25 protein-coding genes and 2 pseudogenes are annotated in these 24331 nt (G+C 61.4%); 15 read left to right on the top strand and 12 right to left on the bottom strand.

The genetic code is table 11. The features are described from left to right. Positions 1-244 precede the first annotated feature (244 nt). From NL154_RS24905 to NL154_RS24890, 4 genes are all read left to right on the top strand, one after another. Complete coding sequence (locus tag NL154_RS24905) at positions 245-973, top strand: FadR/GntR family transcriptional regulator (RefSeq protein ID WP_434734366.1); 729 nt, start codon at positions 245-247, stop codon at positions 971-973. A 268-nt stretch (positions 974-1241) separates the two neighbouring features. Further along, entirely contained in the window at positions 1242-2255 is a 1014-nt protein-coding gene (locus NL154_RS24900; RefSeq protein WP_221147366.1) for an ABC transporter substrate-binding protein, read from the top strand. Between the two features lie 94 nt (positions 2256-2349). Continuing rightward, positions 2350-3168: an ABC transporter ATP-binding protein gene (locus tag NL154_RS24895; RefSeq protein WP_221164764.1), complete on the top strand. Its 819-nt coding sequence runs from the start codon at positions 2350-2352 to the stop codon at positions 3166-3168. 11 nt (positions 3169-3179) lie between these two features. After that, on the top strand, positions 3180-4061 hold the full coding sequence (locus NL154_RS24890; RefSeq protein WP_210631799.1) for an ABC transporter permease: 882 nt from the start codon (positions 3180-3182) through the stop codon (positions 4059-4061). 81 nt (positions 4062-4142) lie between these two features. On the opposite strand, the gene NL154_RS24885 is transcribed toward NL154_RS24890, so the two are convergent. Further along, positions 4143-5543: a sensor histidine kinase gene (locus NL154_RS24885; protein WP_210631798.1), complete on the bottom strand. Its 1401-nt coding sequence runs from the start codon at positions 5541-5543 to the stop codon at positions 4143-4145. Next, positions 5533-6201, bottom strand: a complete 669-nt coding sequence (locus tag NL154_RS24880; protein ID WP_210631797.1) for a response regulator — start codon at positions 6199-6201, stop codon at positions 5533-5535. The genes NL154_RS24885 and NL154_RS24880 overlap by 11 nt, the downstream gene beginning before the upstream one ends. A gap of 181 nt (positions 6202-6382) precedes the next feature. On the opposite strand from NL154_RS24880, the gene NL154_RS24875 reads away from it, so the two are divergent. Both NL154_RS24875 and NL154_RS24870 read left to right on the top strand, forming a co-directional pair. Next, positions 6383-6961 carry an isochorismatase family protein gene (locus NL154_RS24875; RefSeq protein WP_434734209.1) on the top strand — a complete coding sequence of 193 codons (579 nt, stop codon included), beginning with the start codon at positions 6383-6385 and terminating at the stop codon, positions 6959-6961. Further along, complete coding sequence (locus tag NL154_RS24870) at positions 6958-7968, top strand: GlxA family transcriptional regulator (RefSeq protein ID WP_434734208.1); 1011 nt, start codon at positions 6958-6960, stop codon at positions 7966-7968. Before NL154_RS24875 ends, NL154_RS24870 begins: the two co-directional genes overlap by 4 nt. Here NL154_RS24870 and NL154_RS24865 read toward each other — a convergent pair. Then, positions 7963-8274, bottom strand: a pseudogene (locus tag NL154_RS24865) (carbohydrate-binding protein); the annotation flags it as partial. The gene NL154_RS24870 and the pseudogene NL154_RS24865 overlap by 6 nt on opposite strands. Between NL154_RS24865 and NL154_RS24860 the strand changes: the two are divergent. The 3 genes and pseudogenes from NL154_RS24860 to NL154_RS24850 all read left to right on the top strand — a co-directional run. Further along, positions 8274-8627 (top strand): annotated as a pseudogene (locus NL154_RS24860) (DUF2264 C-terminal domain-containing protein); the annotation flags it as partial. The pseudogenes NL154_RS24865 and NL154_RS24860 sit on opposite strands and share 1 nt — an antisense overlap. A gap of 164 nt (positions 8628-8791) precedes the next feature. After that, positions 8792-9034: a type II toxin-antitoxin system Phd/YefM family antitoxin gene (locus NL154_RS24855; protein WP_210631794.1), complete on the top strand. Its 243-nt coding sequence runs from the start codon at positions 8792-8794 to the stop codon at positions 9032-9034. Further along, complete coding sequence (locus tag NL154_RS24850) at positions 9034-9456, top strand: type II toxin-antitoxin system VapC family toxin (protein ID WP_210631793.1); 423 nt, start codon at positions 9034-9036, stop codon at positions 9454-9456. The genes NL154_RS24855 and NL154_RS24850 overlap by 1 nt, the downstream gene beginning before the upstream one ends. On the opposite strand, the gene NL154_RS24845 is transcribed toward NL154_RS24850, so the two are convergent. From NL154_RS24845 to NL154_RS24820, 6 genes are all read right to left on the bottom strand, one after another. Beyond that, the gene (locus NL154_RS24845; protein ID WP_434734207.1) at positions 9453-9962 is read right to left on the bottom strand and encodes an HIT family protein; all 510 of its coding nucleotides are present in this window, start codon (positions 9960-9962) and stop codon (positions 9453-9455) included. The two genes, NL154_RS24850 and NL154_RS24845, sit on opposite strands and share 4 nt — an antisense overlap. Positions 9963-10047: 85 nt before the next feature. Next, positions 10048-12414, bottom strand: coding sequence for a PAS-domain containing protein (locus tag NL154_RS24840; protein ID WP_434734206.1), 2367 nt, complete (start codon positions 12412-12414; stop codon positions 10048-10050). Positions 12415-12612: 198 nt separating this feature from the next. After that, entirely contained in the window at positions 12613-13032 is a 420-nt protein-coding gene (locus tag NL154_RS24835; RefSeq protein ID WP_210631791.1) for an HD domain-containing protein, read from the bottom strand. 5 nt (positions 13033-13037) lie between these two features. Then, the gene (locus NL154_RS24830; protein WP_210631790.1) at positions 13038-13361 is read right to left on the bottom strand and encodes a DUF2934 domain-containing protein; all 324 of its coding nucleotides are present in this window, start codon (positions 13359-13361) and stop codon (positions 13038-13040) included. 69 nt (positions 13362-13430) lie between these two features. Continuing rightward, the gene (locus NL154_RS24825) at positions 13431-13787 is read right to left on the bottom strand and encodes a hypothetical protein (RefSeq protein WP_210631789.1); all 357 of its coding nucleotides are present in this window, start codon (positions 13785-13787) and stop codon (positions 13431-13433) included. Between the two features lie 107 nt (positions 13788-13894). Further along, positions 13895-14185, bottom strand: coding sequence for a hypothetical protein (locus NL154_RS24820; RefSeq protein ID WP_210631788.1), 291 nt, complete (start codon positions 14183-14185; stop codon positions 13895-13897). 351 nt (positions 14186-14536) lie between these two features. On the opposite strand from NL154_RS24820, the gene NL154_RS24815 reads away from it, so the two are divergent. The 4 genes from NL154_RS24815 to ydiJ all read left to right on the top strand — a co-directional run bounded on the left by NL154_RS24815 (position 14537) and on the right by ydiJ (position 20231). Then, the gene (locus tag NL154_RS24815; RefSeq protein WP_210631787.1) at positions 14537-14851 is read left to right on the top strand and encodes a co-chaperone GroES; all 315 of its coding nucleotides are present in this window, start codon (positions 14537-14539) and stop codon (positions 14849-14851) included. Between the two features lie 150 nt (positions 14852-15001). Further along, positions 15002-16630 (top strand): chaperonin GroEL, encoded by a 1629-nt coding sequence (gene groL, locus NL154_RS24810; protein ID WP_434734205.1) that lies wholly within the window; start codon positions 15002-15004, stop codon positions 16628-16630. Between the two features lie 57 nt (positions 16631-16687). Beyond that, the gene (locus NL154_RS24805) at positions 16688-16939 is read left to right on the top strand and encodes a hypothetical protein (protein WP_210631785.1); all 252 of its coding nucleotides are present in this window, start codon (positions 16688-16690) and stop codon (positions 16937-16939) included. 244 nt (positions 16940-17183) lie between these two features. Next, the gene (ydiJ, locus tag NL154_RS24800; RefSeq protein ID WP_434734204.1) at positions 17184-20231 is read left to right on the top strand and encodes a D-2-hydroxyglutarate dehydrogenase YdiJ; all 3048 of its coding nucleotides are present in this window, start codon (positions 17184-17186) and stop codon (positions 20229-20231) included. A gap of 83 nt (positions 20232-20314) precedes the next feature. Here ydiJ and NL154_RS24795 read toward each other — a convergent pair whose 3' ends face one another. Both NL154_RS24795 and NL154_RS24790 read right to left on the bottom strand, forming a co-directional pair. After that, positions 20315-21445 (bottom strand): HPP family protein, encoded by a 1131-nt coding sequence (locus NL154_RS24795; RefSeq protein WP_210631783.1) that lies wholly within the window; start codon positions 21443-21445, stop codon positions 20315-20317. Between the two features lie 56 nt (positions 21446-21501). Further along, positions 21502-22407, bottom strand: coding sequence for a LysR substrate-binding domain-containing protein (locus NL154_RS24790; protein ID WP_221164995.1), 906 nt, complete (start codon positions 22405-22407; stop codon positions 21502-21504). 314 nt (positions 22408-22721) lie between these two features. Here NL154_RS24790 and NL154_RS24785 point away from each other — a divergent pair, with 314 nt between their 5' ends. Both NL154_RS24785 and NL154_RS24780 read left to right on the top strand, forming a co-directional pair. Further along, complete coding sequence (locus NL154_RS24785; protein ID WP_210632198.1) at positions 22722-23033, top strand: hypothetical protein; 312 nt, start codon at positions 22722-22724, stop codon at positions 23031-23033. A 150-nt stretch (positions 23034-23183) separates the two neighbouring features. After that, on the top strand, positions 23184-23384 hold the full coding sequence (locus NL154_RS24780; protein WP_434734203.1) for a hypothetical protein: 201 nt from the start codon (positions 23184-23186) through the stop codon (positions 23382-23384). A 7-nt stretch (positions 23385-23391) separates the two neighbouring features. Here the strand turns inward: NL154_RS24780 and NL154_RS24775 are convergent, their stop codons facing one another. Further along, entirely contained in the window at positions 23392-24294 is a 903-nt protein-coding gene (locus NL154_RS24775; RefSeq protein ID WP_434734365.1) for a GNAT family N-acetyltransferase, read from the bottom strand. Between the last annotated feature and the right edge of the window lie 37 nt (positions 24295-24331).

Below are 24331 nucleotides of genomic sequence, written 5' to 3'. Positions count from 1 at the left end.
GCGAAACCTGTTCAGCCGGGATTCTGGTTCCCATCGCAGCTCTCTTATCGACCATCGCAATCATAGCGAATAACTCAGATCATATGCAACGGGGCACCCTACCGCCAAAATCGGCAAGCACCCACAATTGTGCGTCCATTGAAAGATCACAAGATTTGTCATGCATGTGTGATGAATCGTAATTTCGGGATGTCGCGGCCCTGGCCGGCGGGATCGAAGCCGATGCGGGGATCGAGGCGTGGCTATGCAGGGGAAGGATCGCAGCAGGGGCTCGGGGTCTCTGGTCTCACAGGTTGGCGAAAGCCTGCGGCAAGCGATCCTCAGCGGCCAGTACGCCGCCGGCGACAAGCTTCCGAGCGAGCATGAACTGACCGAGACGCACAGCGTCAGCCGGACCGTGGTGCGCGAAGCCGTGGCAGCCCTTCGCTCCGACGGGCTGGTCGAGGTGCGCCAGGGCGCGGGCATCTTCGTGATCAGCCCCGACGCGGCGCTGTCGGGCCGGAAAGTCGACAAGGCCCGCGTCGCCTCCGATCTGGAAGTGCTGGAGATCCGCACACCTGTCGAAATCGAGGCGGCGGGGCTCGCCGCGCTGCGCCGCTCGCCGGCGCAGGAGGAAGCGATCTTCGAATGCCATCGGAAAATCCTCCACTGCATCGAGACCGATCAGTCCATCCGCGAGGCGGATCTGGAACTCCATGTCGCGATCGCCGAGGCGACGAACAATCCGCTGTTCAAGCACTTCCTGGTGTCTCAAGGCTCGGCGATCATCCCGCAATCGAGGGTCGTTCCGGAAACAAGGGCGGCCGAACAGACCGCCTACCGCAAGCTCATTCACCGGGAACATGAAGCGATCATCGTGGCGATCTCCGACAGGGACGATCAGGCGGCCCGCAACGCCATGCGTGAGCATCTGGTCGGCAGCCAGGCCAGGTATCGCAACCTGCTGAAGGATCTGCGAAGTTTTACGAGCTGAGGCTAACGCAGAGCGCTGCAGCAGACATCACCAGACCAACCGCTATCCCGGCTGCCGCGAGCAAATCTGCTGGCCGATTGCGCAGCCGCGTTATGGTAAGGGACGTGCGCAGCCCATATCGGCGTGATGGATGGACGGGCTGTTAACCTGTCTGCGGCTGAAAGCTAGTTGAAAGCTTCGACGTCTTAGGAAAGGGCAGCATCGTGGAGGAGACACGGGTCAAGGTGACGAGACGACGATGCGGGTAAACCATCAGGAGGAGATATCAATGCGTTCTTCACGCAGCCTTTTTCACACCGTCGCTTTTTCCGCGCTTCTCGCCGCAGCCTCGTTCACGTCAGGCGCCGCCCACGCGGCCGACAAGATCACCATCATGGTCGGCGGCTATGAAAAGCAGATCTATTTGCCGGCCAAGCTCGCTGAATCCCTGGGCTACTTCAAGGACGAAGGTCTCGACGTCGAGCTGCTGAACGAAGCGGCTGGCGTCGATGCCGAAAACCAGCTTCTGGCAGGCGCCGTGCAGGGTGTCGTCGGCTTCTACGATCACTGTGTGGACCTGCAGGCCAAGGGCAAGTTCGTCGAATCCATCGTTCAGTTCAGCCAGGCGCCTGGCGAGGTCGAGATGGTTTCGAGCAAGCACCCCGACATCAAGTCGCCCGCCGACTTCAAGGGCAAGAGCCTCGGCGTCACCGGTCTCGGCTCCTCCACCAACTTCCTCACCCTCTTCATGGCCTCCAAGGCGGGCCTGAAGCCCGGCGACGTCGTCACCATTCCGGTCGGCGCCGGCGGCACCTTCATCGCCGCCATGCAGCAGGATCAGATCCAGGCCGGCATGACGACGGAGCCGACGATCTCGCGCCTGATCAAGACAGGCGAAGCGAGCGTTCTCGTCGACATGCGCACGGTCGAAGCGACCCGCAAGGCACTCGGCGGAACCTACCCGGCTGCCTCGCTCTACATGGAAACTTCGTGGGTCGAGGAACATAAGGACGAGGCACAGAAACTTGCCAACGCCTTCGTCAAAACGCTGAAGTACATCAATACGCATTCCGCCGCCGAGATCGCCGACAAGATGCCGAAGGATTTCTACGTCGGCGACAAGGACGGCTACGTCAAGGCTCTCGACGAGGGCAAGGGCATGTTCACGCCTGACGGCGTGATGCCGGAAGACGGTCCGCAGACCGTGCTTGCCGTGCTCTCGGAGTTCTCCAAGAACGTCAAGGGCAAGCAGATCGACCTTTCCAAGACCTACACGACCGAGTTCGTCAAGAACGTCAAGTGAGGCCGCCGCGCCGCTTCCAGCTCCCGAGCGGAAGCGGCGTCCGTTCGATCACGGGCATCGCGTGCGCGCCCCTAAGCACGCCTCAGGTATCACCATGCAACAGGACAACAATCAGACCCCGGCGATCGAGTTGATCAATGTCAGCCGGCGCTTCGTCTCTCCGACCGGCAAGTCGCTCACTGCGCTGCGCGATTTCAACATGACGGTCGCCCGCGGCGAGTTCGTCGCCGTCGTCGGCCCCACCGGCTGCGGCAAGTCGACGACACTCAACCTCGTGACGGGCCTCGCACGCCCGAGTGCCGGCGAAGTCCGCCTGATGGGCGGGCCGATCACCGGCATCGACCCGCGTGTCGGTTTTGCGTTCCAGACCGACGCGCTCTTCCCGTGGAAGAACGTGATCGACAATGTCATGGCCGGCCCGCTGTTTCGCGGCAAGTCGCGCGCCGAGGCGGAACAGAGCGCCCGCGACTGGCTGGCCCGCGTCGGCCTGTCGAAGTTTCTGAACCATTATCCCCATCAGCTTTCCGGCGGCATGCGCAAGCGTGTCTCGCTGGCGCAGACCTTCATCAACGAACCTGAAATCCTGCTGATGGACGAGCCCTTCTCGGCGCTCGACGTGCAGACCCGCACGGTCATGCACGAAGAGTTGCTGAAGCTCTGGGCCGAGCGCAAGGCGTCTGTGGTGTTCGTCACCCACGATCTCGAAGAGGCCGTGGCGCTTGCCGACAAGGTCTATGTGCTGACCGCCGGCCCGGCCACGGTGAAATCGGTCTATCCGATCGACCTTCCCCGCCCCCGCGTCGTATCGGAAATCCGCTACGAGCAGAGCTTCATCGACTACTGCAAGACGATCTGGGAAGACCTGCGCGAAGAGGTCGAGACCAGCTACCGCCGCGCAAGCGAAGCGGCCTGACGGAGGATATCATGGCACACGTCACATTCGAGGCCGGTTCGGCCACTCTGTTTCGCCCGGGCACGTCGGATGCCGAGATCGAAGCCTCCGCGCTGAAGGCGATACGCCGGCGCAACACGCTGGTGCGCTTCTGGCAGATCGCCATCCTGGTCTTCGTGATCGGCATGTGGGAGCTTTCCTCCAACATGAACTGGATCGACCCATTCTTCTATTCCAGCCCGAGCGGCGTCGTTGAGCGGCTTTACGAATGGGCGACCGAAGGCACCACCGAAGGATCGCTCTGGTATAATCTGTGGGTGACGATGGAAGAGGCACTGATCGGCTTCTTTGCGGGCTCGATCACCGGCGTCTTCGTCGGCATCGGCCTCGGTCGCAACCGCTTCCTGTCGGACATTTTCTCCGTCTACATCAAGGCAATCAACTCGATCCCCCGCGTGGTGCTCGCCCCGATCTTCATCATGATCATGGGTCTCGGCCTGCCGTCCAAGGTGGCGCTCGCCTTCATCATGGTGTTCTTCGTCGTCTTCGCCAACGCCTTCCAGGGCGTGCGCGAAGCCGACCGCAACATGATTGCCAATGCCCGCATCCTCGGCGCTTCCGACTGGCAGGTGACGCGCACGGTGGTCATTCCCTCAGCGATGAGCTGGATCTTCGCCAGCCTGCACGTCTCCTTCGGCTTCGCGATCATCGGCGCGATCGTCGGCGAATTCGTCGGCGCCCGTTTCGGCATCGGTCAGTTGATCTCGATTGCAAAGGGCACGTTCGATGCAGCCGGCATGTTCGCGGCCATCCTCCTCGTCATGGTCGTCACGCTTTTTGCCGAATACATCATGACGCTGATCGAGAACCGCCTGGCAAAATGGCGTCCGCAGCAGCACCTCGACACGCAGTAATAAATCCGCCTCCTCCCAAGGCAGATCGAAGCGAAGGCCGGGCTCCATGCCCGGCCTTTGTCAATTTGGAGCGTCGCCGGTTCAAGCGAGCGGAAGCCGCACGGTCACGACGAGACCGCCGCCCTCCGCATCGCTCAGCGAAACCGAACCTCCGGCGCCTTCGACGACCTCCCGAACGATCGCAAGCCCGAGACCGCTCCCTTCGCTTTCGGTTCCCATGATCCGATAGAACCGTTCAAAAACCTGCTCGCGCTCCCCTTCGGGAATCCCCGGCCCATTATCCCAGACGGTGACGACGGCGTGGCCGTTCTCCTTCCCGACGGCGACGGTCACTCGCCCATCGGCTTTGCTATAGCGGATCGCATTGTCGATGAGATTGACCAGCATTTCGCGCAGCATCGTCCCGTCACCCGCCACGATGGCGGAGCGGTCCGCCTCTAGGCCGAGATCGATGTTGCGCTTGAGTGCCTCTTCGGCATAGGCCTCCAGGATCTCGCGGGCAGCCTTGCTGAGATCGGTCGCGTCGCTGCGGGGGCGCCGGCTGCCGGGCTCGGCTCGCGACAAGGTGAGAAGCTGGCTGGCGAGGCGCGAAATCTGCCGTGTGCTGGTGCGCAGCGCTGCAAGCGCCTCGTCGCGGCGGGCCGCATCATCCTCCCGGGATGCCACGCTCGCCTGCGTCGAAATCAGCGCGAGCGGCGTCCTCAACTGATGCGCCGCATTCGATACGAACCGCCGCTGCGCGGCCATCTGGTTCTGGACGCGCTCCATGTAATCGTTGAGCGCATGGACGAGCGGGCGTAATTCGCTCTGGACCATCTCCGGCGGCAGCGGATCGAGGCGGTTGCGTCCGCGCCGCCGCACGGCGTCCCGCAACCTGAGCGCCGGCGCGAGGCCGCGCTGAAGCCCGAGGATGGTCACCAGGCTTGCGACGAAGACAAGCACGAACTGCTTCGAAAAATCCGAAAGCCACAATTGCTGTCGCATCGCGTACTGGCTGTTGTGGGTCACGGCGACGGTCACCGAGATCGTGCCGTCATCGGGAAGACCGACGACGGGATGGTCGAGCATGATGACACGCACATCGGCGCCGTGGAAGGCGCGATCATCGCCCGCCCGCTGGACGGCTGGCCGCGGCAGGTCGGGAAAGCCGCTCACCAGATTGCCCCAGGCGGTGATGACCTGATAGGATACACGGTCGCCAAAGCCGGTATCGAACATCTCGAGCGCGGCCGGCGGCACATCCACCTGAACATTGCCGCCCTCATCGACGCGTACCGCCTCGGCGATGACGCGGGCGGAGGCGAGAAGCGTTCGATCCGTCACCAGCTTTGCCGTCGCGTCGGCCGACCAGAAACTGTCGTAGAGATTGAAGGCGATCGCGCCGAAGAGCGTCAGCAGCACCCAGCAGAGCAATTGCACCCTCAGGCTCTGGCTGAGCCGCGCGATCGTTCCGCCGGCCTTTGTCACGGCGCTATTGGACATGTCTGAGGAGATAGCCGAGCCCGCGCAGCGTCGCGATCTGAACCGAACTGTTTTCGAGCTTCTTGCGCAGCCTGTGGACGTAAATTTCGATGGCGCTGGGATCGGCCTCATCATGGAAACCGAAGACGCTTTCCGACAGGGCGGCTTTCGAGACCGTGGTGCCGAGCTTCATGACGAGCTGTTCGAGAACGGCATATTCCCGCGGCGTCAGTTGCAGCGGTTCGTCTGCGACGAAAAACTGCCGCGTGCCGCCGGAAAAGCGCAGGTTTCCGACGGTGATCTCCGAGGACGCCCGGTGCTGGCCGCGGCGGACGACCGCGCGGATTCTCGCCTCGAGTTCGGCGATTTCGAAAGGCTTGGCGAGATAATCGTCGGCGCCGCTGTCGAGCCCTGCCACACGGCCGTCCAGGCTCGCATTTGCGGTCAGGATGATGACCGGCAGCTTGTTTCCCGATTGCCTCAGCCGCTTCAAAAGCGTCAGTCCGTCAAGCTTGGGCAGCGCAAGATCGAGGATCATCGCTGAATATTCCGCCACCTTGAGCAGATGCTCGGCGTCCTCGCCGTCATAGGCAATATCGATAGTGTACTGCGCCTGCCGCAGGGCTTTGCCCAGCCAGGCCGCCAGTTCCTTGTTGTCCTCCACCACAAGCAGTCTCATCCGTCCCCCTTAGCACGGGCAGAGGGGCTGGCGGAAGCGTGCCTATGGCGTTGTGTCTCGCCCGCCGTTCCCGGCACGAGGCCGCCCTCGGCCGCATTGGCGCGAATTGTCCGCTATTTGTCCGGCGCGTGCATTTTCCTCTGTCTTCATGTCGTCGAATATGGCTTCATGATTAACCGCCATGGAGCAGAAAATGTCCGGCCATGAAACCATTCTTCTCGTCATAGACGCCCAGGAGTCTTTTCGGCAGCGCGATTATTGGGATGGAGCCCTCGCACCCGCCTATATCGAACGCCAGCAGTCTCTGATCGACGGCGCCGCAGCCCACGGAATACCCGCCATCCAGATCTTTCATGTCGATGGAGGCGGGCCGTTTTCGGAAAGCTCCGGCTTCGTCAAAACGCTCGCCCCGCTCAGGATCGCTCCCGAAGCAACCTTCAGGAAGAGCCGCCATAGTGCGCTCGTCGGTTCCGGGCTCGACGTGTGGCTCACCAAGAATGGTGTTCGTCGCATCATCGTCTCCGGCATCCGCACCGAACAGTGCTGCGAGACCACGACGCGCCACGCCTCGGATCTCGGCTATCAGGTCGACTATGTCGGCGAAGCGACTCTGACCTTCCCGATGACCGACGCGGCGGGGCGCACCTGGAGCGCCGGGGAAATCCGGGGCCGCACGGAACTGGTGCTGTCGGGCCGCTTCGCCCGGATCGCCACGGTCGAACAGGCGCTGGCGGGGCGCGAAGAGCAACTCGCGGCATGACTGGTACAGCGCAGCCCTTCGATATTCCCGTCTACGTCGTCGTGCCGCCGCGCGTGCTGCTGCTCGATGTCGCTGGCCCGATCGAAGTGCTGCGCAAGGCGAACCTCGAACAGACGGGGGTGCGTTTCAGCGTCACCTATATTGGCCCCTCGGCAACGGTCGGCAGCTCGATCGGCCTTGCCGTGACCGGCGTCGCCGCCTTGCCGGAGCGATTGCCCGACCAGGCGCTTGTCGTCATCGCCGGCAGCGCCGACGCGCCGATGGAGAACAACCGTCCGTGGGACGAAGAGGAGCGCGCCGCCCAGGCCGCGATCGTCGCCTGGCTGAAGCGGGCCATTCGTCCAGGGGTTCGGCTGGCCTCGATCTGCTCGGGCGCCTTGCTCGCCGCCGAGGCCGGAATGCTCGACGGCCGCGAATGCACCACCCATCACGGCTGCATGGAGGACCTGGCGAGGCTTGCGCCCACCGCGCGCATCCGGGACAACCGGCTCTATGTCGAGGATGGAGAGCGCCTGACGAGCGCCGGCATCACCGCCGGTATAGACCTCATGCTGCACATTGTTGCCGAAGCGGCGGGACATGCCTGCGCGCTTGCGGTGGCGCGCTATCTCGTCGTCTATCTCAGGCGCGGCGGCTCGGATCCGCAGCTTTCGCCCTGGCTCGAAGGCCGCAACCATATCCATCCGGCCATCCATCGCGCCCAGGACGCAGTCGCTGCCGATCCCTCCCGCGACTGGTCGGTCGCCTCGCTCGCGCGCCTCAGCGGCGCCAGCCCGCGAAACCTCTCGCGGCTGTTCAACGAATATACCGGCATGAGCGTCACGGATTTCGTCAACCGTATGCGCGTGGCGCTCGCCCGCGAGATGCTCGCCGGTTCACGGCTGGATATGGAGGCCGTGGCGATGCGCGCCGGCTTCGGCTCGGCCCGGCAGCTGCGTCGCGCCTGGAACAGACTGCATGACAGCCCGCCGAGCGCGGCGCGGCCCAAGCCGGCCCTCGGCTCATAGCGTAAGAGGAAGGCGGTGCCCGGCCTCGTCTTCGACAGCGACGACGGCAGCCACCTCCGTCCCCCAGATTTCGATCTGCGTCAGCGCCGGGAAGGGCGAGGCGTCCTCGGCCTTTACAAGCCCGTGCAGTTCCACCCATTCGATGATGCACGGCTCTATCGCAAAGCCTTGCGCGGCGCCCGATTTCAGTAGCGGAAACGAGAAACTCCTACCGTTGGAAAAGGTGACGTTCGCCTTTTCCCACCAGGAATCATGCGGAAAATCCGCCCTGAGATAGAAGACGATCTCATCGATCCGCACCGGCCGAGCGCGCCGATTTCAACGCCGACCGATCCGAACAGGCAGAGGGCCGTGCCGTCTGGTACGGCCAGACCGATATCAGCGCTATCGTCGATCTCTCGACTCGCCCGAGAGCCGGCCATGCGATGAGCCCTATACCCAACACCAACCTCATCCACGCCAAGACCCTGCTGCCGCAGTTGCACGGCGAAATCGACCCAGGAACTACCGTGCTGGTCACCGCGGCACTGGCTCTGCCGGTTCAGGAGAATTGGGTGCTGGCGCTGGAGAATTCGCCGGCCTGCCCGGATCTTGATGAAGTGGAGCGGCACTTCCGCGAGAAGAGCGTTCGGGTGCCGGCATTCTCTCTGCCGCAGTAGCTTCAAAGCCTGCCTCCGCCGTCTCGCACTCCGGGCCTGAGGCTGTCGAGGCAGGTTGGTTTGCGGTTGACCAAGTTGCAATTCGAAGCCTATCATCGCTCAAGATATCGGCAGGCCGCTGTGGCGCCCGCTCGACAATAAACGCAACAGCAGGGGAGGCCGTCATGGCGGTCACAGTCAAAGTCGCTGAAGCAAAGACCCATCTGTCAGAACTACTCGCCAAGGTCGAGGCCGGCGAAGAGGTTATCATCTCCCGCGGCAACAAGCCGGTTGCTCGGCTTTCGCGCATTCGCCGCGAAAACGATATCGCTGCACTGATCGCCGAGATCAAAGCTCAACGTGCCAGCCGTCAATTCACGACGCAGGAAGAAATCCGCGAGTGGCGTGACGAAGGCCGACGTTACTGATGACCTTTGTCCTTGACGCCTCGATCGCCGCAGCGTGGTTTCTCCCTGATGAGCAGCACGATGCTGCCGACCGGCTTATGTCCGATCTCAACACGACGGTTGGATTAGTGCCGACCTTGTTCTGGTTCGAAACCCGTAATCTGTTTCTGATGGCGGAGCGACGTGGACGGCTTCGATCCGGCGAAGCGGTGCTGCTGATGACGCAATTGCGGGGCCTGTCCTTGGAGGACGCCGGATCAGGAGGAGACGGATTGATACTTCATCTGGCAAACCGCTATGCACTCACGGCATATGACGCGAGTTATGTTGCCCTTGCGAAAGCGGATGGCCTGCCTCTGGCCACAGCCGATCGAAAGATGGCGGACGCGGCGCGCAACGAAGGCATCACCATCCTCGGGCCACTCGAACGACGTGAAGTCTAACAACGATTAGTCCCCTCTGCGTGATATGCTTCAGCGATCCGCCGCGCCGGCTCCGCCATTTCATTTTCGGGCATCTGCAGAACGCCATGTTCCGCCATCAACGCATGGTATTGCTGCTTCTCAAGAGGTAGACCTGCAGGCAAAGGAACGACATGAAAATGCAAGTGACTATTGGCCTGCCGGCTGCCGAGCGAAAGCACGTAAATTCGTTCAGCATCGAAGACGCTTTTCAGCGCACGAGACAAAAGGTGCACCTTCTCCTGCAGTCGAAGATACTCATCGGTCGACATGTCTTGCGCCAAATCCTCCCGATGTTCTCTCGGGCAGACAAGGCAATAACCGGGCAGTGTCTGATATTTGCTCAGGAAGATAATCGTCTCATCGTCTTCGAAAATACGATGATGAAAACAAGCCGGATCATTCTCGATCAAGCCGCAGATAAAGCATGGCCGCGTCGCAATGTCGCGCACATAGGTCTTGAGATCGAAGGGTTGGCGATCGATCATTCTGAACCTCCATCTCCCAGCGGCGAGCGCTAAACAATGCGACCAACAGCGAAGGCCGCCGCCGCTCGGAGAAGATGCCGTCTGCCTATCCGGCAGCGACACGCAACTGATCTGGCACCTCCGCGCCGATCGGAATCCGAAGCGTAAACGTCGTGCCGTCCCCGCGGCTGCTTGTTACTTCTATCGATCCGCCGTGAAGCTCGATGATCTGCTTGACGAGATTAAGGCCGATGCCAGTGCCGGCAATGCCCGTGGAACTTCTGGCACGGAAATAACGCTGGAACATCTTCGGGAGGTCATCGGCGTCGATGCCGATGCCTTCGTCGCGGACAGTGATGCAAACGCTGTCCCCTTCCTGCCATCCGGTGACGTGGACGTTCGGCGAATCCGGTGCGTATTTCACGGCGTTCGAGAAGAGATTGCTGAAGACCTGGTCGAGCGCAGGATGATCCCCATAGATGGTCGGAGGAAGCCGATCGAGGTCAAGCAGAAAACGGTGGGTGCGCCGGATGCTCTCCTGGCGGGCGCGGCAGATTTCGATGATTTCCGCGATCGAGCACGGCTTGTGCACGATGGTGATCCTGCCATGGTCCAGCCGCCCGGCAGCAAGAATACTTTCCATCAGTTCGAGCATGCGCGAAACCGAGCTGCGGATCTGATCGGCTTTTTCGCAAAGAAACTCCGGCGTCGCTGCCTCTTTGCGCCGAATGAGCCGTTGCGCCGCGCCGTCGATCACCGCAAGCGGGGTGCGGAATTCATGCGACGCCATCGAGACGAACTGCCGCTGCAATTCGTTGATCTGCTTTTCCTGTTCGAGCATCCGTTCGAGCTCTTCTGTCTGCCGCGCCAGTTCGACCGTGCGGGAGCGCACCATCTCTTCAAGCGTGTCACGGTGCTGCAGCAATGCCTTTTCGGCGCGCTTGGCCTCGGTGACGTCGACGACAGCCATCAGCGATGCCGCCTGGCCCTTGTAGTTCAAGCAGGTGGAATAGACGGTGACCTCGATGGCCGCGCCATCTCCCTTGAGATGGCGGCAAGAGCGGGACGAAGCAGGATCCTCGACATCGAAAACGACGGCCTGCGGCGGATTGGATTCCTGCGCCTCGATGTCGGATAGTCGCATCGTCAGGAATTGCTCCAGACGATAGCCGTAGTGATCGATGGCGGCTTGGTTTACGTGGAGAAATCTCAACGTTTCATGATCGTAAACCCACATCGGCATCGGGTTGCCTTCGAACAGCAGCCTGAACGATGCCTCCTGCATCTTGAGATCGGTAATGTCGACACGTATGCCGACGCTGCCGCCTTCGGAGATCTGGCGTTCTTCGATCCGTATCCAGCGGTTTCCGGGTAGGCGCTGCTCGTGTTTGCTGGTGGGCTTTGCATGATGGGCCAGCCTTTCCGCCAGCCATTCCTCTTCGCGTCCGACCGCTTCCGGATATTGGCCGCGCTCGAGGCCAGCACGCAGGCGGTCTTCGAAGCGCATGCCTTTTACGAGCATATTGCCGCTTTCGGCGTAAAGCTGCTCATATCTCTGGTTCCAGAGGACGAAGCGGTCTTCCTCGTCGAATAGGACGAGACCTTCCGGGACGACTTCGAAAGCCGCCAGAAGACGTGAATGCGCTGCCCGCGCCTCCTGCTCGGCGCGTTCTGCCTGGACATGCGCCTTCGCAAGGGCCTTTTCAGCCTGCCAGGCCTGCGTGATATCCTCGTGGGTCGATACCCATCCGCCGTCCGACGTGCGCTGATGATAGCCGCGGATGATCTGGCCCGACTTGAGTTCCTTGATCCAATCCCGAGGCGTATCGCCCCTATTGGTCGCTTCGGCCCAGGCGAGATATTCCGAGGTCGAGGTGGCGGGAACGGCGCCGACCCCCTGTCTCAGGTTGAGGATGTCCTTGAGTGACTGTCCCGGATGGATGACGGAGGGATCAAGTCCGTAGACTTCGGCATAACGGTTGTTTGAAAGCAGCAGCCGGCCGGCCTCGTCGAACAGGCAGACGCCTTGTCCCATGCTGGCAAGTGCCGTATCGAGTTGCTCGTTGCGCCGCTGCAGGCGCGCGTGGACTGCGCCGAGCTCGATATGTCGCTTAATGCGGGCGACGAGCTCCGCGGCGGAGACAAGGTTGGAAACGCAATCCACCGCACCGGCGGCAAGCCCTCCGATCCGGCTCTCCTCGTCCTCCGGCGAGACCAGAATGATGACTGGAATATCACACGTTATAGGCTTTGATTTGAAACGCCGGCAGTCTTCGAGCCCACCTCCCTCCGGCGACAGGGCGTCCAGCAGAATGAGCGCCGGCAGCGGTCGTTTGGCGGCGCATTCGTGAAACTCAGCTCGGTCGAGGTGAACGCGCAGCACGATACCATGTCGCTCGAGGGCGTCGCCGACACCCTGCAGGCCTGCCAACGTGCCATCCATTGCCAAGATTGTGTGCAGTTCGCCGGACACGACCGTTCCCTCGTTCATCCACATGGACGCGACTATAGGTCGTACCGGTTAACACGACCCTCACCTCAGGTCGGCCTCAGGGTGCTCCGCTTTCTATGGTTGAAGAATGGTTGCGAGCGAGGCGGAAAATATCCGGTGATGCAAGAGGACGCACGGCAGACATTCTTCGGGACTTTCGCCGGCACCGCCCGAACAGACCTAGCGTTCGTTCCGGATGTCGTGCAGGAGATCCAGACCGCGCTGGTATTTTTCGGTTTTCTTGCCGGCTTGTTCGGCCTGTCGGAGATTGTCTTCAAGGTCCGCCTGTTTGACTGGCAGGGCCAGCGAATTCGATGCGGCGCGTCTGACGAATTCGTCGTCAGGCTCCTCGGGCCGCCGCGTCAAGGCATCCACCGCAGAGATGATCGCCGGCGGGAAGCCTTCCTCCCTTAACCTGTCGAGCGTCCAGCCACTGCCTTTTTCGGCGACGTCGTGAAGATAGGCAACCGTTCGCGCCTCGTCTCCCGACACGAGAAGCGCGACCCGCTGGCAATGCTCAAAGAATGGCCGCCCGGTCTTGTCCACCTGCCCTTCATGCGCCTCTAAGGCGATTTGCATGGCATGGTCGAGATGCTGCATGGCGGTTACGGTCCTTCGGTCCTTCTGATTTTTCGCCGGGAAGGGTTCTCCCCGGTTGTTATCTCGATATCGGGCGTCGTGGAGCCGGCAACACCAAGGTCGGCTCGCGGCGGATCGAGATCACCGCTTTCCCCGGCTCCTTGCAGCAAGGCCGCATCATCTCTGTCGTCTTGATCAAGCAGGTCTTGCAGCGTCTCATGCTCGTCTTCGCCAGCCAGTTCGTCGCAAGCTTGCATCCAGTGACGCAGGTCCGAACCTTCAGGGCGGCCTTCGGCTTCCCAGATTTCATAGGCGCGCCGGCGTATCTGCTCGTGTTTATCTATGGCCATGATCTTCTCCAGTTTCGACCTGACCTCGCTACTCAATTTGGCGCGCGGCGACGAGCCGGGCGGCCATCTTCAAGGCGTGTTGATGGTCGGAAGAAAATCCTCCACCTGTTTGCGCTGATCCTTTGAAAGCGTCTCCACTCGCTCTTTCCAAAAGCGTTCGGCCGCCGGGGGATCCTCATTCCATTGACGAACAGTGGTGATGTTGTCGTCGATCTTGGACCGGCGCCGCCCGCCGAGACTGAGATACTCCCTCGCCAGTTTCAGGCTTGGGGTCTCGGTGCCGCTCTCGCGATCCAACGTCGAACGCACATTGCAGCGGGCGGCTTCCAATGCCGCCTGGCGATCGGCCTCAGCTTGCTGCGTGTCGAAGGAGCGCGCATCGTCGGTTCCACTCTCGGGTGAGATGTTGGTTGGGGAAGTGGTCATGGATCACCTTTCGATGCTGTGATCCAATAACCTCCGCCAGCCGCGAGAGTTCCGCATGCTGGCGATTGATTCGAGCGGGCGGCCAAGCCAAGCCGTCCTGCCGGCAATCAGTGAACGGCCATGCTTACCATGCGATAGGGGTGCACGGCCTCGAACTGCGAGATCATCGCCGTTGCCTGGAGCAACACGCGCTCGGCATTCTCGGGATCGTCCCTGGCGAGTTCGTCGGCATTGACGCGGATCGCTTCGGCCATGTTGTTGGAGAGCACGGCAAATTGCGTATTGCCTTCGACAAGAGCCTCACGCGCCGTATCCTCCAGCGTGCGAGCGATATCGACGAAGATCTCCTCGCGTTCCTCGATACTGAGGTCTTTGATTATATTGGTCTTCTCTTCCATGTCACTCACTCCTAAGACGTGCGACGGTGATCGAGCTCATCGAGCCTCGATCGCCAGAGAGCTAGGAACGCCGACATCCGGATTCAAGCCTTGTGCAGTTTGAACTCGCCTTCGAGACGAGGGGACGACTATCTTCATTATGTCGAACGCAGGAAGGGGGCTTCTGTTCCCGGGAGAGTTGCTAGCAGTCGACAGCAGAGAGTGCTAATTTTTCTCCTGCTCCTCTTGAAATCGAAAAACGCTCGAACCAGATCATTCGCGCAATGCGCGCGACTTGCACCCGTCCGGATCTCATCAATCCGGTCCGGCCAGCACCGACACCGTCGTCATTGTTTGTCTATGGAGGAAGACATGTCGTTCCGACCGCTTCATGACCGCATTCTCGTCCGCCGCGTCGATTCCGAGGAAAAGACCAAGGGCGGCATCATCATTCCCGACACCGCCAGGGAAAAGCCGCAGGAAGGCGAGGTCATCGCCGTCGGTCCCGGCGCACGCGACGATGCCGGCCAAATCCAGGCACTCGACGTCAAGGTCGGCGATCGCATCCTGTTCGGCAAGTGGTCCGGCACGGAGATCAAGATCGATGGCGAAGACCTGCTGATCATGAAGGAAAGCGACGTGATGGGTATCATCGAAGCTCAGAGCGAGCGGAAAGAGGCCGCCTGAGTCCATCAAGTCGGAAGTCAACGCTAAAGCGCGTTGCGATCTCTGAGGGTCGTCCCTCGCGCTTTGGATCTTAATTTCTTCGCATGTCGTTCTCGCAAAACCGCTGTACACTTGGCGACATGCGCTAGCTGCCGATGAAGGAGTGAGGACATGGCTGCTAAAGAAGTCAAATTCAGCGTCGAAGCCCGCGAAAAAATGCTGCGCGGTGTCGACATCCTGGCCAACGCCGTAAAGGTGACACTGGGTCCGAAAGGCCGTAACGTCGTGATCGACAAGTCGTTCGGCGCGCCGCGCATCACCAAGGACGGCGTTTCGGTTGCCAAGGAAATCGAGCTCGAAGACAAGTTCGAAAACATGGGTGCCCAGATGGTCCGCGAAGTCGCTTCGAAGACCAGCGACATCGCCGGCGACGGCACCACGACTGCGACGGTGCTCGCCCAGGCGATCGTCAAGGAGGGCGCCAAGGCCGTGACATCAGGCATGAACCCGATGGACCTGAAACGCGGCATCGATCTCGCCGTCAGCGCTATCGTCGAAGAACTGAAGGCCAACGCCCGCAAGATATCCAACAATGCCGAAATTGCCCAGGTCGGCACCATCTCCGCCAATGGCGATGCGGAAATCGGCCGCTTCCTGGCGGAGGCCGTGCAAAAGGTCGGCAATGACGGCGTCATCACCGTTGAAGAAGCCAAGACCGCCGAAACCGAACTCGAGGTCGTCGAAGGCATGCAGTTCGACCGCGGCTATTTGAGCCCCTATTTCGTCACCAATGCCGACAAGATGCGGGTCGAATTCGAGGATCCCTATATTCTCATTCATGAGAAGAAGCTGTCGAACCTGCAGGCGATGCTGCCGATCCTCGAAGCTGTCGTTCAGTCCGGCAAGCCGCTCCTCATCATCGCTGAAGACGTCGAAGGAGAAGCCCTTGCGACCTTGGTCGTCAACAAGCTGCGCGGCGGCCTGAAGATCGCTGCCGTCAAGGCGCCTGGCTTCGGCGATCGCCGCAAGGCCATGCTTGAGGACATCGCCATCCTGACCGCCGGCACCGTCATCTCCGAAGATCTCGGCATCAAGCTTGAGAATGTGACGCTCAATATGCTCGGCCGGGCAAAGAAGATCACGGTCGAGAAGGAAAACACGACCATCATCGACGGCGTCGGTTCGAAGGAGGAGATTTCAGGCCGCATCGCCCAGATCAAGGCCCAGATTGAAGAAACCACCTCCGACTACGATCGCGAGAAGCTGCAGGAACGTCTTGCCAAGCTCGCCGGCGGTGTTGCCGTCATCCGCGTCGGCGGCTCGACGGAAGTCGAGGTGAAGGAGAAGAAGGATCGCGTCGACGACGCGCTGCATGCAACACGCGCGGCGGTCGAGGAAGGCATCCTGCCCGGTGGCGGTGTGGCGCTGCTGCGCGCTGTCAAGGCACTCGACAATTTGAAGACTGCCAATGACGATCAGCGGGTCGGCGTCGAAATCGTGCGCCGTGCGCTCGAGGCCCCGGCTCGCCAGATCGCCGAAAACGCCGGCGCCGAAGGTTCGGTAGTTGTCGGCAAGCTGCGCGAGAAGAGCGAATTTTCCTATGGCTGGAACGCTCAGACCGGCGAATTCGGCGATCTCTACGCGCAGGGCGTCATCGATCCGGCCAAGGTCGTCCGCACCGCGCTACAGGACGCATCTTCCATCGCCGGCCTGCTGGTGACGACGGAAGCGATGATCGCCGAGAAGCCGAAGAAGGATGCTCCTCCGGCGATGCCCCCCGGCGCCGGTATGGACTTTTAAGACAAGGCCGCAGGCTCGCCTGGACACGCCTGGCGGGCCTTTTCCGAGGGAATGAAGATGGTTCAAACGATCCTAAACCGATCGCAGGTGCCGCTGGACTCCCGCGATCTCGAAACCTGCCAGCGCGTCTTCGACAAGCTCAGCGCCGATTACGCAGTGGCAAGAGACAGCGACGAAGCCGAACGAATGGCGAGCATCATCATCGAGCTCTACCGACAGGGCGTGCGCGATCCCAATCATCTGCAGGCGATGGTCGAGGCGGCTCGCGGTCTCTTCGAGACAAACGGACGCCCACCGGCTGCTCACTGACTGCACGGAACCGTCACGGCGAAGGCTGATATAATGCAGCCTCCGCCGCGCACACGGACAGGGACAGGGACTGGGACTGGGACTGGGACTGGGACTGGGACTGGGACTGGGACTGGCGTTGCGCGTTTTATCAGCCGCTGCAAGGAGCCGTGGCACTTGATCCTCACATCGCCCTCGGAAATCGATTCCGATTCTGGGGCTGATGCGCTAGTGACAGAGTTCGAGTGCATTCTGAAGGTTCGCAATGATTCCACGCCTCCAGCCGAAGGTTACCCTCGCCCTCCCCGCCATAGGGTTTTTCCAGCGGCTCGTCGAAGCGGGATTCGAGGGCGACATCGAGACCGGCCCGGCCAGCCGAACCGTATTTTCGACCGACAATTCCATTTACCAGCTTGAGCCGACGGGCATCCTTTTTCCGCGAGGCGTAGAAGACCTGCAGCACCTAGCGTCCGTGCTGGCAGAACCCACGTTCCGCGGAATAAGTATTGCACCGCGCGGCGGCGGCACCGGCACGAACGGGCAATCCCTGACATCTGGCGTGGTGGTGGATTGTTCGCGGCACATGAGGTCCATTCTCGAAATCGATCCCGTCCGCAGGGTCGCGCGCGTGCAGGCGGGCGTCGTCAAGGATCAGTTGAACCAGGCGCTGAAACCTTACGGTCTCTTTTTCGCGCCCGAACTCTCCACCTCCAACCGCGCCACGATCGGCGGCATGATCTCCACCGACGCCTGTGGCCAGGGTTCCTGCCTCTACGGCAAGACCAGCAACCATATTCTCGGATTGCGCATCGTGCTGGTGGACGGCTCCGATTTTTGGTCGCGCCCGCTCGATGCGGAAGCGCTCGATGAGATCGTCGCAGGTAAGGACCGCGTCGGCGAGATCCACAGAACGGTGGAGCGGATCACACGCGAAAAGCGGGACCGGATCACTGAGGTTTTCCCGAAACTCAATCGCTACATGACCGGCTACGACCTCGCCCATGTCAGGCGCGACGACGGATGCTTCGACCTCAACGCCGTTCTCTGCGGATCGGAGGGAACGCTGGCTTTGATCGCCGAAGCCGAACTCAACCTTCTGCCGATCCCCGCTCATGCGGCGCTGATCAATATCCGCTATGGCGATTTCAATACCGCCCTGGAAGACGCCCGCGATCTCGCGGCGCTGAAGGTCGCCTCGGTGGAGACCATCGATGAGAAAGTACTTGGTCTTGCGAGACGCGACATCGTCTGGACCGGCATCGCCCGCTTTTTTCCGGATGAACCGGACGCGGTGACCGATGGCATCAATATCGTCGAAGTCCTCGCCGACGACGAGGAGGAGCTCGAACGCAAGCTCTCGGAAGTGACCGCAGCTCTCGACGCCGGCATAAGCACCCGCCATGCCGGTTACACGATTGCCCGAGGCCATGCTGAGGTCGAGGCGATCTGGTCGATGCGCAAGCGCGCCGTTGGCCTGCTCGGAAATGTGGAGGGGCCGGTCAGGCCTGTCGCCTTCGTCGAGGATACGGCCGTGCCGCCGGAAAATCTGGCGGCCTATATTCGCGAATTCCGCGCCCTTCTCGATGGCGCTGGCCTTTCCTACGGCATGTTCGGCCATGTCGATGCCGGCGTGCTGCACGTGCGGCCAGCCCTTGACCTCACCCGCGACGCTCATGTCCGGCTGGTTCGGGAGATCAGCGACGCCGCGGTGACGCTCACCCGCAAATATGGCGGCGTGCTCTGGGGAGAGCACGGCAAAGGGGTGCGTTCGGAATATGTGCCTGAATTCTTCGGCGATCTTTATCCCTGCCTGCAGGAAATCAAGCGGGCTTTCGATCCGGATAACCGGCTCAATCCGGGCAAGATTGCCACGCCTTCGTCAGAGGCGCTGACAAAGATCGACGATGTCCCGCTGCGGGGAGATACCGACCGTATCATCGGCAACCAGATCCGCTCCGCCTTCGACAATGCCGCCTATTGCAACGGCAATGGCGCCTGTTTCGATTTCGACGAAACGAGCCCGATGTGCCCCTCCTACAAGGCGACGCGCGACCGCCGCTTTTCGCCCAAGGGCCGTGCCGCGCTGATGCGGGAATGGCTGATGCTGCTTGCCGAAAATGGCATCGATCCCCGCGATGAGGCAACGCGCCTGCGGCGAAGCGCTCCGCTCGCGAGCCTCGCGCGACGCGCCTTCAACTCGCTGAGCCCGGCAAATCGGGACGATTTTTCCCATGAGGTGCGCGCGGCGATGGAGACCTGTCTCGCCTGCAAGGCCTGCGCCGGGCAATGCCCGGTGAAGGTCAGCGTGCCGGCCTTCCGCTCGAAATTCCTGGAACTCTACTACGGACGTTATCTCCGTCCGCTGAAGGACCCGCTGGTCGCGGCGATCGAGACGACCCTGCCGCTCGTCCAGCGCATCCGCCCCGCCTACAACATGGTCGTCGGCACGCGGGTCGGCAGAAGGTTGATGCGTGTGGTGGGGCTGACCTCGCTGCCGCGTCTGCCGCAAATCTCACTGGCAAAGGAAGCCGCCCGCCTCGGCGTGCCGCTTGCGACCGCTCAGACGATCGAAGCGCTGTCGCCGGGTGAAAGGCAGCGGAGCGTGGTCTTCGTCGCCGACAGCTTTACCGCCTATTTCGATCCTGACGTTGCACTCGCCGCAATCGTTCTCGCCAGGAAATCAGGCTTCTCACCCCTTCTCGCGGCCTCCCATGTCAATGGCAAAGCCCTGCATGTGCATGGCTATCTCGGACGCTTCGCCGATGCAGCCCAACGGACAGCAGGCTATCTTCAGCAGCTCGATGATGCCGGAATGACGCTTGTCGGCCTCGATCCGTCGATGACGCTCGCCTTCCGCAGCGAGTATAAAGGAATGCTGAAGGCGGCAGTCCTTCTTCCCCAGGAATGGCTCGCCGCCAATCTCGACCGGCTCGCCGCTTCCCCTTCGGTCGTCAAGGGCAACAGCTTCCGCTTGATGCCTCATTGCACCGAACGCACCAATGCGCCGGCCTCCGTCGCACAATGGCAAAAGATCTTCGAAAGCCTTGGCATTGACCTTCAGGTTGCGCAAACCGGCTGTTGCGGCATGGCCGGCACCTTCGGGCACGAGGCCCGCAACCGCCCGATCTCCGAACGCCTCTACGCGATGAGCTGGAAACCGGAAGTCGATGCGGCCGGCGATACCGATATCCTTATGGCGACAGGATATTCCTGCCGGTCGCAGGTGAAGGAAATTGACGCGAAGCGCATTCCACATCCGTTTCAGGTCATCGCCGGGATCATTTCGGAAACGTCCGAAGTCCCGCAGTTGTAGACGGCAACTTCGCGGAAATGACGACGCAGCATGCAGCCTGTGACAGCGAGATCTCCGGCGGCAATCCGAGCCGCTCGACAAGCTCACGCCACGGCCGCGATCGTGTCGCCGTCATTCGGCAGCAGCCGCGCCACGGCGCTCAAAAGGTCGGTCTGCGATATCAGGCCGAGGATCCGGTGGTCGTCGTCGACAATGATGACGGCATGGGTGCGCCCGTCCGTCAGAACCGGCAGGAGCGACAGAGCCGCATCTGAAGCTCTCGCCGTCGCCGGTTTGGAGATCGCATGGGCAATCGTATCGCCGTCCGCAAACAATTCACGCAAGCCGACAGTGCCGATCAGACGGCCTTCCGGATCCTTCACCGGCAAGGTACGGATATTATGCTTCAAAAGAAGATGCCGCGCGGCGTCCGGCCCAGACGCCTCACCGATGGCGATCACGTCACGCGACATGATATCGGCGCAGCTGATCTTGTCGTTTGATCGGATGGCTGCCTGCAGCTCGACCTGCTGCAGCAGTCGCCCGAGGTCGGCCCGGTCGATATCGAAGGTTTCGTCGAGCGCTTCAAGGGCGGCGTCGACATCCTCCTCGCGAAAGCCCACCCGCACGGCAGATGGCGGATCGATCGTCTGGTGGGTGTTTTCCGCCGGCTTAGGAACGACGTGCGGATAGTTCCGCCTGGAAAGCTTGTGGAACAGCAGCCCGAGCCCGACGAGTATGCAGGAGTTCAAAGCGACCGGCACGAAGGGAAAGACGAATCCCCAGCCAGCAACGACGGGGCCGCCGAGCACGGCGGTCAGTGCCGCAGCCCCTCCCGGCGGATGCAGGCATCGCGTGAACGACATCGCCCCGATGGCCAGCGAAACGCCGACGCCCGTCGCAATGATCGGATCACGAATGAAATACGCGGCAATGATGCCCATCGTGGCGGAAATCGTATTGCCGCCGATGATCGACCAAGGCTGCGCCAACGGGCTTGCCGGCACGGCGAAAAGCAGCACCGCCGACGCCCCCATCGGTGCGACGATCAGCGGAAGATGCGGCCCCTGACCGAACAGATAACCGCTGATGACGCCGGTGAGACCGATGCCCAGCAAGGCGCCGAAACAGGCAATTAATCGTTCTCTTAGCGTTGCGCCGGCCAGAATGGGCGAAAACAAGCGAAAGCGGCGAAAACGGCTCGGCCCCACCTTCGGTGAAACGGGTAACTGCATGCGAAGACCAATGATGAATGAGGATTATCTGGAGGGCGAAGGAAGAGACCCAGGCGCTAGTTCGTTGCCAGCCTGACATCTCTGCCTTTGGTTGCACCAAGCACCTCATGGAAGGCGCTGAAGGCACTGGGGCAATGATCCTTGCGGTAGACCAGCAGGGTCTCGACCGGCCCGAGCTGATGGGTCTGAACGGCGGTCGGCCAGTGCATGAGATCGAGAACGGACCTTGGCATCACACCCGCCGTATTCCCGGTCGCAACGCTCGCCAGGATCGCATGATAGGAACCGTGCTGGCTCGTCGGCAGGTCGCTCGATTTGCGCGCCCAGTCTTCGGCAATCCGGCGATAGGTGCAGCCGGGTTCCAAAGCCGCGAGCGACCCGATACGCAGGTCGGCCGCGGATTTGATGGCGGGATGCCCGGACGGCAGCACGATCAACAGATCTTCGACGAAGACCGTCTCCATCTCCAGCGCCTTGAGTTCGGCATCGAACTCCAAATCCTCCTCCCGCATCGCCTTCGGTGGCCGGGCAATCAGCGCGCAATCCAGCACATCGGCCAGAACATCGCGGGCGAGATCGCGAGACGCGCCCATCGTCAGATGCAGCGACACGTCGGGCCACATCTGATTGAATTGCGTCAACGCCGCCGGCAGCCTGCTTGCCGCCGTACTTTCCATCGTGCCGACCCGCAATGTTCCCGATGGAGCAAGAGGCCGCACGGCTTGACGCGCTTCAAGCGCCAGCGCCATCAGCCGGTTGGCATAGGCGAGAAAGGTTTCGCCCTCCCGTGTCAGCGTCATCTTCTTGCCGTCACGGCTGAACAGGCATGCACCAAGGTCCTCCTCCAGTTGCTGGATGCGCGTCGTCACATTCGACGGCACCCGCCCGACCGCCTTGGCGGCCTTGGTAACGCTGCGATCGCTGGCAACGGCGAGGAATATCTCGATTGACGACAGGTCCAATGAAAAATCTCTTTTCCGGAATTAAAGCGAGTCATTGTTCTCTATATAAAAATCATCACCCGAGCTCAAGCGGGTTTAGGCCCAGGCGAAACAACGGAATCGGGGCAGCGCGTGAAGGCTCCCGGCTCGACCTTCTCATTAAAAATGTCCGCGCCATCCGCAGGCCAGACAGCCAAGTGATTGCCGAAAAAAAGATCGAGACGCCGCCGAAACAGCCACGCCAATCGCTGCATCGGCTCGGCTACCGGGCGTTTTACGGCTGGCATGGAGATTGCGTCTCAATGCTGATCTGTAGAACGACCGGCGCCGACCATATGCTGCACCTAGTCCTGACCTGCCTTCTTCTGAGCGTCGCTTCAGGCCTCAGCATGCGGCGTTTTCTTCTGCCGTATTTTTCCGGCGGCGATCTCGCTGAGAAATCCGCTCCCGTGACGGTCGTCGCAAGCGCGGTCTTTCTGGCGGCAGTCGCCTTCACCGTCTCCGACCAAAATCTCTGGGCAAAATCCGTCGTGCTGATGCTATGCCTTATGCTGGCGGCAATGTTCGACGACGCCCGCCCCAGGCTGACCATCGCCCTTGCTGCCGTTAGCCTGGCCGCCTATCTCGGGCTACGCTCGATCGGTTGAGGCCGTCATGCGCGCCAGCCGCAGTGAGACGATGGCTGAGCAGCTTCGCGCGGCGCCAACAACGATCTTCGTGACAGAATAGTTTCGTAATATGATTCTCTCCTTCTGAATATTTTTCGAAGCGGATCGCTTCAAGAATGGGAGAGGGCGATGAATATCGAGCAGCGAGAGAGGATCTGGTCGGAGTGGTATGCCTGGCATCCTGTCCCGCCAATCGATGACACGGTGTTCTGGCTCGAGACCGTATACCGGCGGGAAACGGCGGAAGGACTGTGGCAATATCGTTCCTTCCGACCCGAAGTCGAACGTATCAAGGCTGCGGCCGCCACGCCCATTTATCCCGGCGCTTAATTCCCCGTCAGCCGAGCGCCTGGCTGACCAGCGCATAGGTTTTCGGCCGATGCCCGACATGACCTCCCGGAATTGGAAGCCAAGGGGCGCCCAGCGACATGGTTGTCACGAAGTCAAAGACAGCAAGGCCGCAGCGGGAGAGAAAATCGGCAAATATCCCGACTTTCTCGCGCGTATCGAGGCGCAGGAATGACCCCGCATGCTCGAGCGCATGCGGATGGACGACAGCAATCGCGTCTGCGTCACTGGCGGCCACCACCGGGCCGACGACATGGCCGCGCCCGAACCTTCGGCAAAGCGAGAAGGCCTCGATCCGGCCGGCGCGAACCAATACGATGCCCTTGGAATGTCCCATGAGCCGAGCCAGAAGCGGCGTGCGGTCCGTGCCGAAGGCCACGCGATCCAGTTCTGCGATCGCCTCCAGATCTTCAGCTTCCACAGGCCGCATCGCGGCACCGGGCGGCAACTCCACATCCGGTGGCGCTATCGCTTCACCCTGGCATTGAAAGACGGGCGCTTCACGGACAAAATCCAACGACAAATAGAGGCGTCGCGCCGCCCGCGTCGCGTTCAGCCCAAGGTTACGCCCGGCAACCTGGTCGAGCGCGTGGCGCATCAGCCATTGCCCGGCGCCATTGGCCTGCAGGCGCGGCGAAGTGATGACCATACCGATCGTGGCGAACCGTTCATCATAGGGAAACCACATCGCAGAGCCGAGGATGCGGCCGATTTCATCTATGGCCGCGATGCCCTGGCCGAATTCCCGCAGGAACTGCCAGTCTTCACGGCGATGCGGCCAGGCAACGGACATCGACAGCGCATGCAGCTTGTCGAGGTCGACACTGTCGATCCCGGCAATGCGCGTCTCGAAACTGTCGACCAATCTGGATTCGGATGTCAGTGCACTCACTCCCGCCCTCCTCGCGCATGTCCCATAGGGAAAGCGC

Origin of the sequence: Rhizobium sp. YTUHZ044 (genome assembly GCF_051123975.1) — a bacterium.
Lineage (GTDB): Bacteria > Pseudomonadota > Alphaproteobacteria > Rhizobiales > Rhizobiaceae > Rhizobium.
The sequence above is the reverse complement of the archived record's forward strand: the minus strand, read 5'-3'. Positions and strand labels throughout refer to the sequence as shown.

Bases quoted from the DNA above. Each gene is read 5' to 3' on its own strand.
- groL (WP_434734205.1), top strand. From the start codon at position 15,002: ATGGCTGCTAAAGAAGTCAAATTCAGCGTCGAAGCCCGCGAAAAAATG.
- NL154_RS24780 (WP_434734203.1), top strand. From the start codon at position 23,184: ATGAATATCGAGCAGCGAGAGAGGATCTGGTCGGAGTGGTATGCCTGG.
- NL154_RS24875 (WP_434734209.1), top strand. From the start codon at position 6,383: ATGGAGCAGAAAATGTCCGGCCATGAAACCATTCTTCTCGTCATAGAC.
- NL154_RS24795 (WP_210631783.1), bottom strand. From the start codon at position 21,445: ATGCAGTTACCCGTTTCACCGAAGGTGGGGCCGAGCCGTTTTCGCCGC.
- NL154_RS24885 (WP_210631798.1), bottom strand. From the start codon at position 5,543: ATGTCCAATAGCGCCGTGACAAAGGCCGGCGGAACGATCGCGCGGCTC.
- NL154_RS24905 (WP_434734366.1), top strand. From the start codon at position 245: ATGCAGGGGAAGGATCGCAGCAGGGGCTCGGGGTCTCTGGTCTCACAG.
- NL154_RS24850 (WP_210631793.1), top strand. From the start codon at position 9,034: ATGACCTTTGTCCTTGACGCCTCGATCGCCGCAGCGTGGTTTCTCCCT.
- NL154_RS24820 (WP_210631788.1), bottom strand. From the start codon at position 14,185: ATGGAAGAGAAGACCAATATAATCAAAGACCTCAGTATCGAGGAACGC.
- NL154_RS24805 (WP_210631785.1), top strand. From the start codon at position 16,688: ATGGTTCAAACGATCCTAAACCGATCGCAGGTGCCGCTGGACTCCCGC.
- NL154_RS24845 (WP_434734207.1), bottom strand. From the start codon at position 9,962: ATGATCGATCGCCAACCCTTCGATCTCAAGACCTATGTGCGCGACATT.
- NL154_RS24815 (WP_210631787.1), top strand. From the start codon at position 14,537: ATGTCGTTCCGACCGCTTCATGACCGCATTCTCGTCCGCCGCGTCGAT.
- NL154_RS24895 (WP_221164764.1), top strand. From the start codon at position 2,350: ATGCAACAGGACAACAATCAGACCCCGGCGATCGAGTTGATCAATGTC.
- NL154_RS24870 (WP_434734208.1), top strand. From the start codon at position 6,958: ATGACTGGTACAGCGCAGCCCTTCGATATTCCCGTCTACGTCGTCGTG.
- NL154_RS24830 (WP_210631790.1), bottom strand. From the start codon at position 13,361: ATGGCCATAGATAAACACGAGCAGATACGCCGGCGCGCCTATGAAATC.
- NL154_RS24855 (WP_210631794.1), top strand. From the start codon at position 8,792: ATGGCGGTCACAGTCAAAGTCGCTGAAGCAAAGACCCATCTGTCAGAA.
- ydiJ (WP_434734204.1), top strand. From the start codon at position 17,184: ATGATTCCACGCCTCCAGCCGAAGGTTACCCTCGCCCTCCCCGCCATA.
- NL154_RS24900 (WP_221147366.1), top strand. From the start codon at position 1,242: ATGCGTTCTTCACGCAGCCTTTTTCACACCGTCGCTTTTTCCGCGCTT.
- NL154_RS24825 (WP_210631789.1), bottom strand. From the start codon at position 13,787: ATGACCACTTCCCCAACCAACATCTCACCCGAGAGTGGAACCGACGAT.
- NL154_RS24785 (WP_210632198.1), top strand. From the start codon at position 22,722: ATGCTGCACCTAGTCCTGACCTGCCTTCTTCTGAGCGTCGCTTCAGGC.
- NL154_RS24890 (WP_210631799.1), top strand. From the start codon at position 3,180: ATGGCACACGTCACATTCGAGGCCGGTTCGGCCACTCTGTTTCGCCCG.
- NL154_RS24835 (WP_210631791.1), bottom strand. From the start codon at position 13,032: ATGCAGCATCTCGACCATGCCATGCAAATCGCCTTAGAGGCGCATGAA.
- NL154_RS24880 (WP_210631797.1), bottom strand. From the start codon at position 6,201: ATGAGACTGCTTGTGGTGGAGGACAACAAGGAACTGGCGGCCTGGCTG.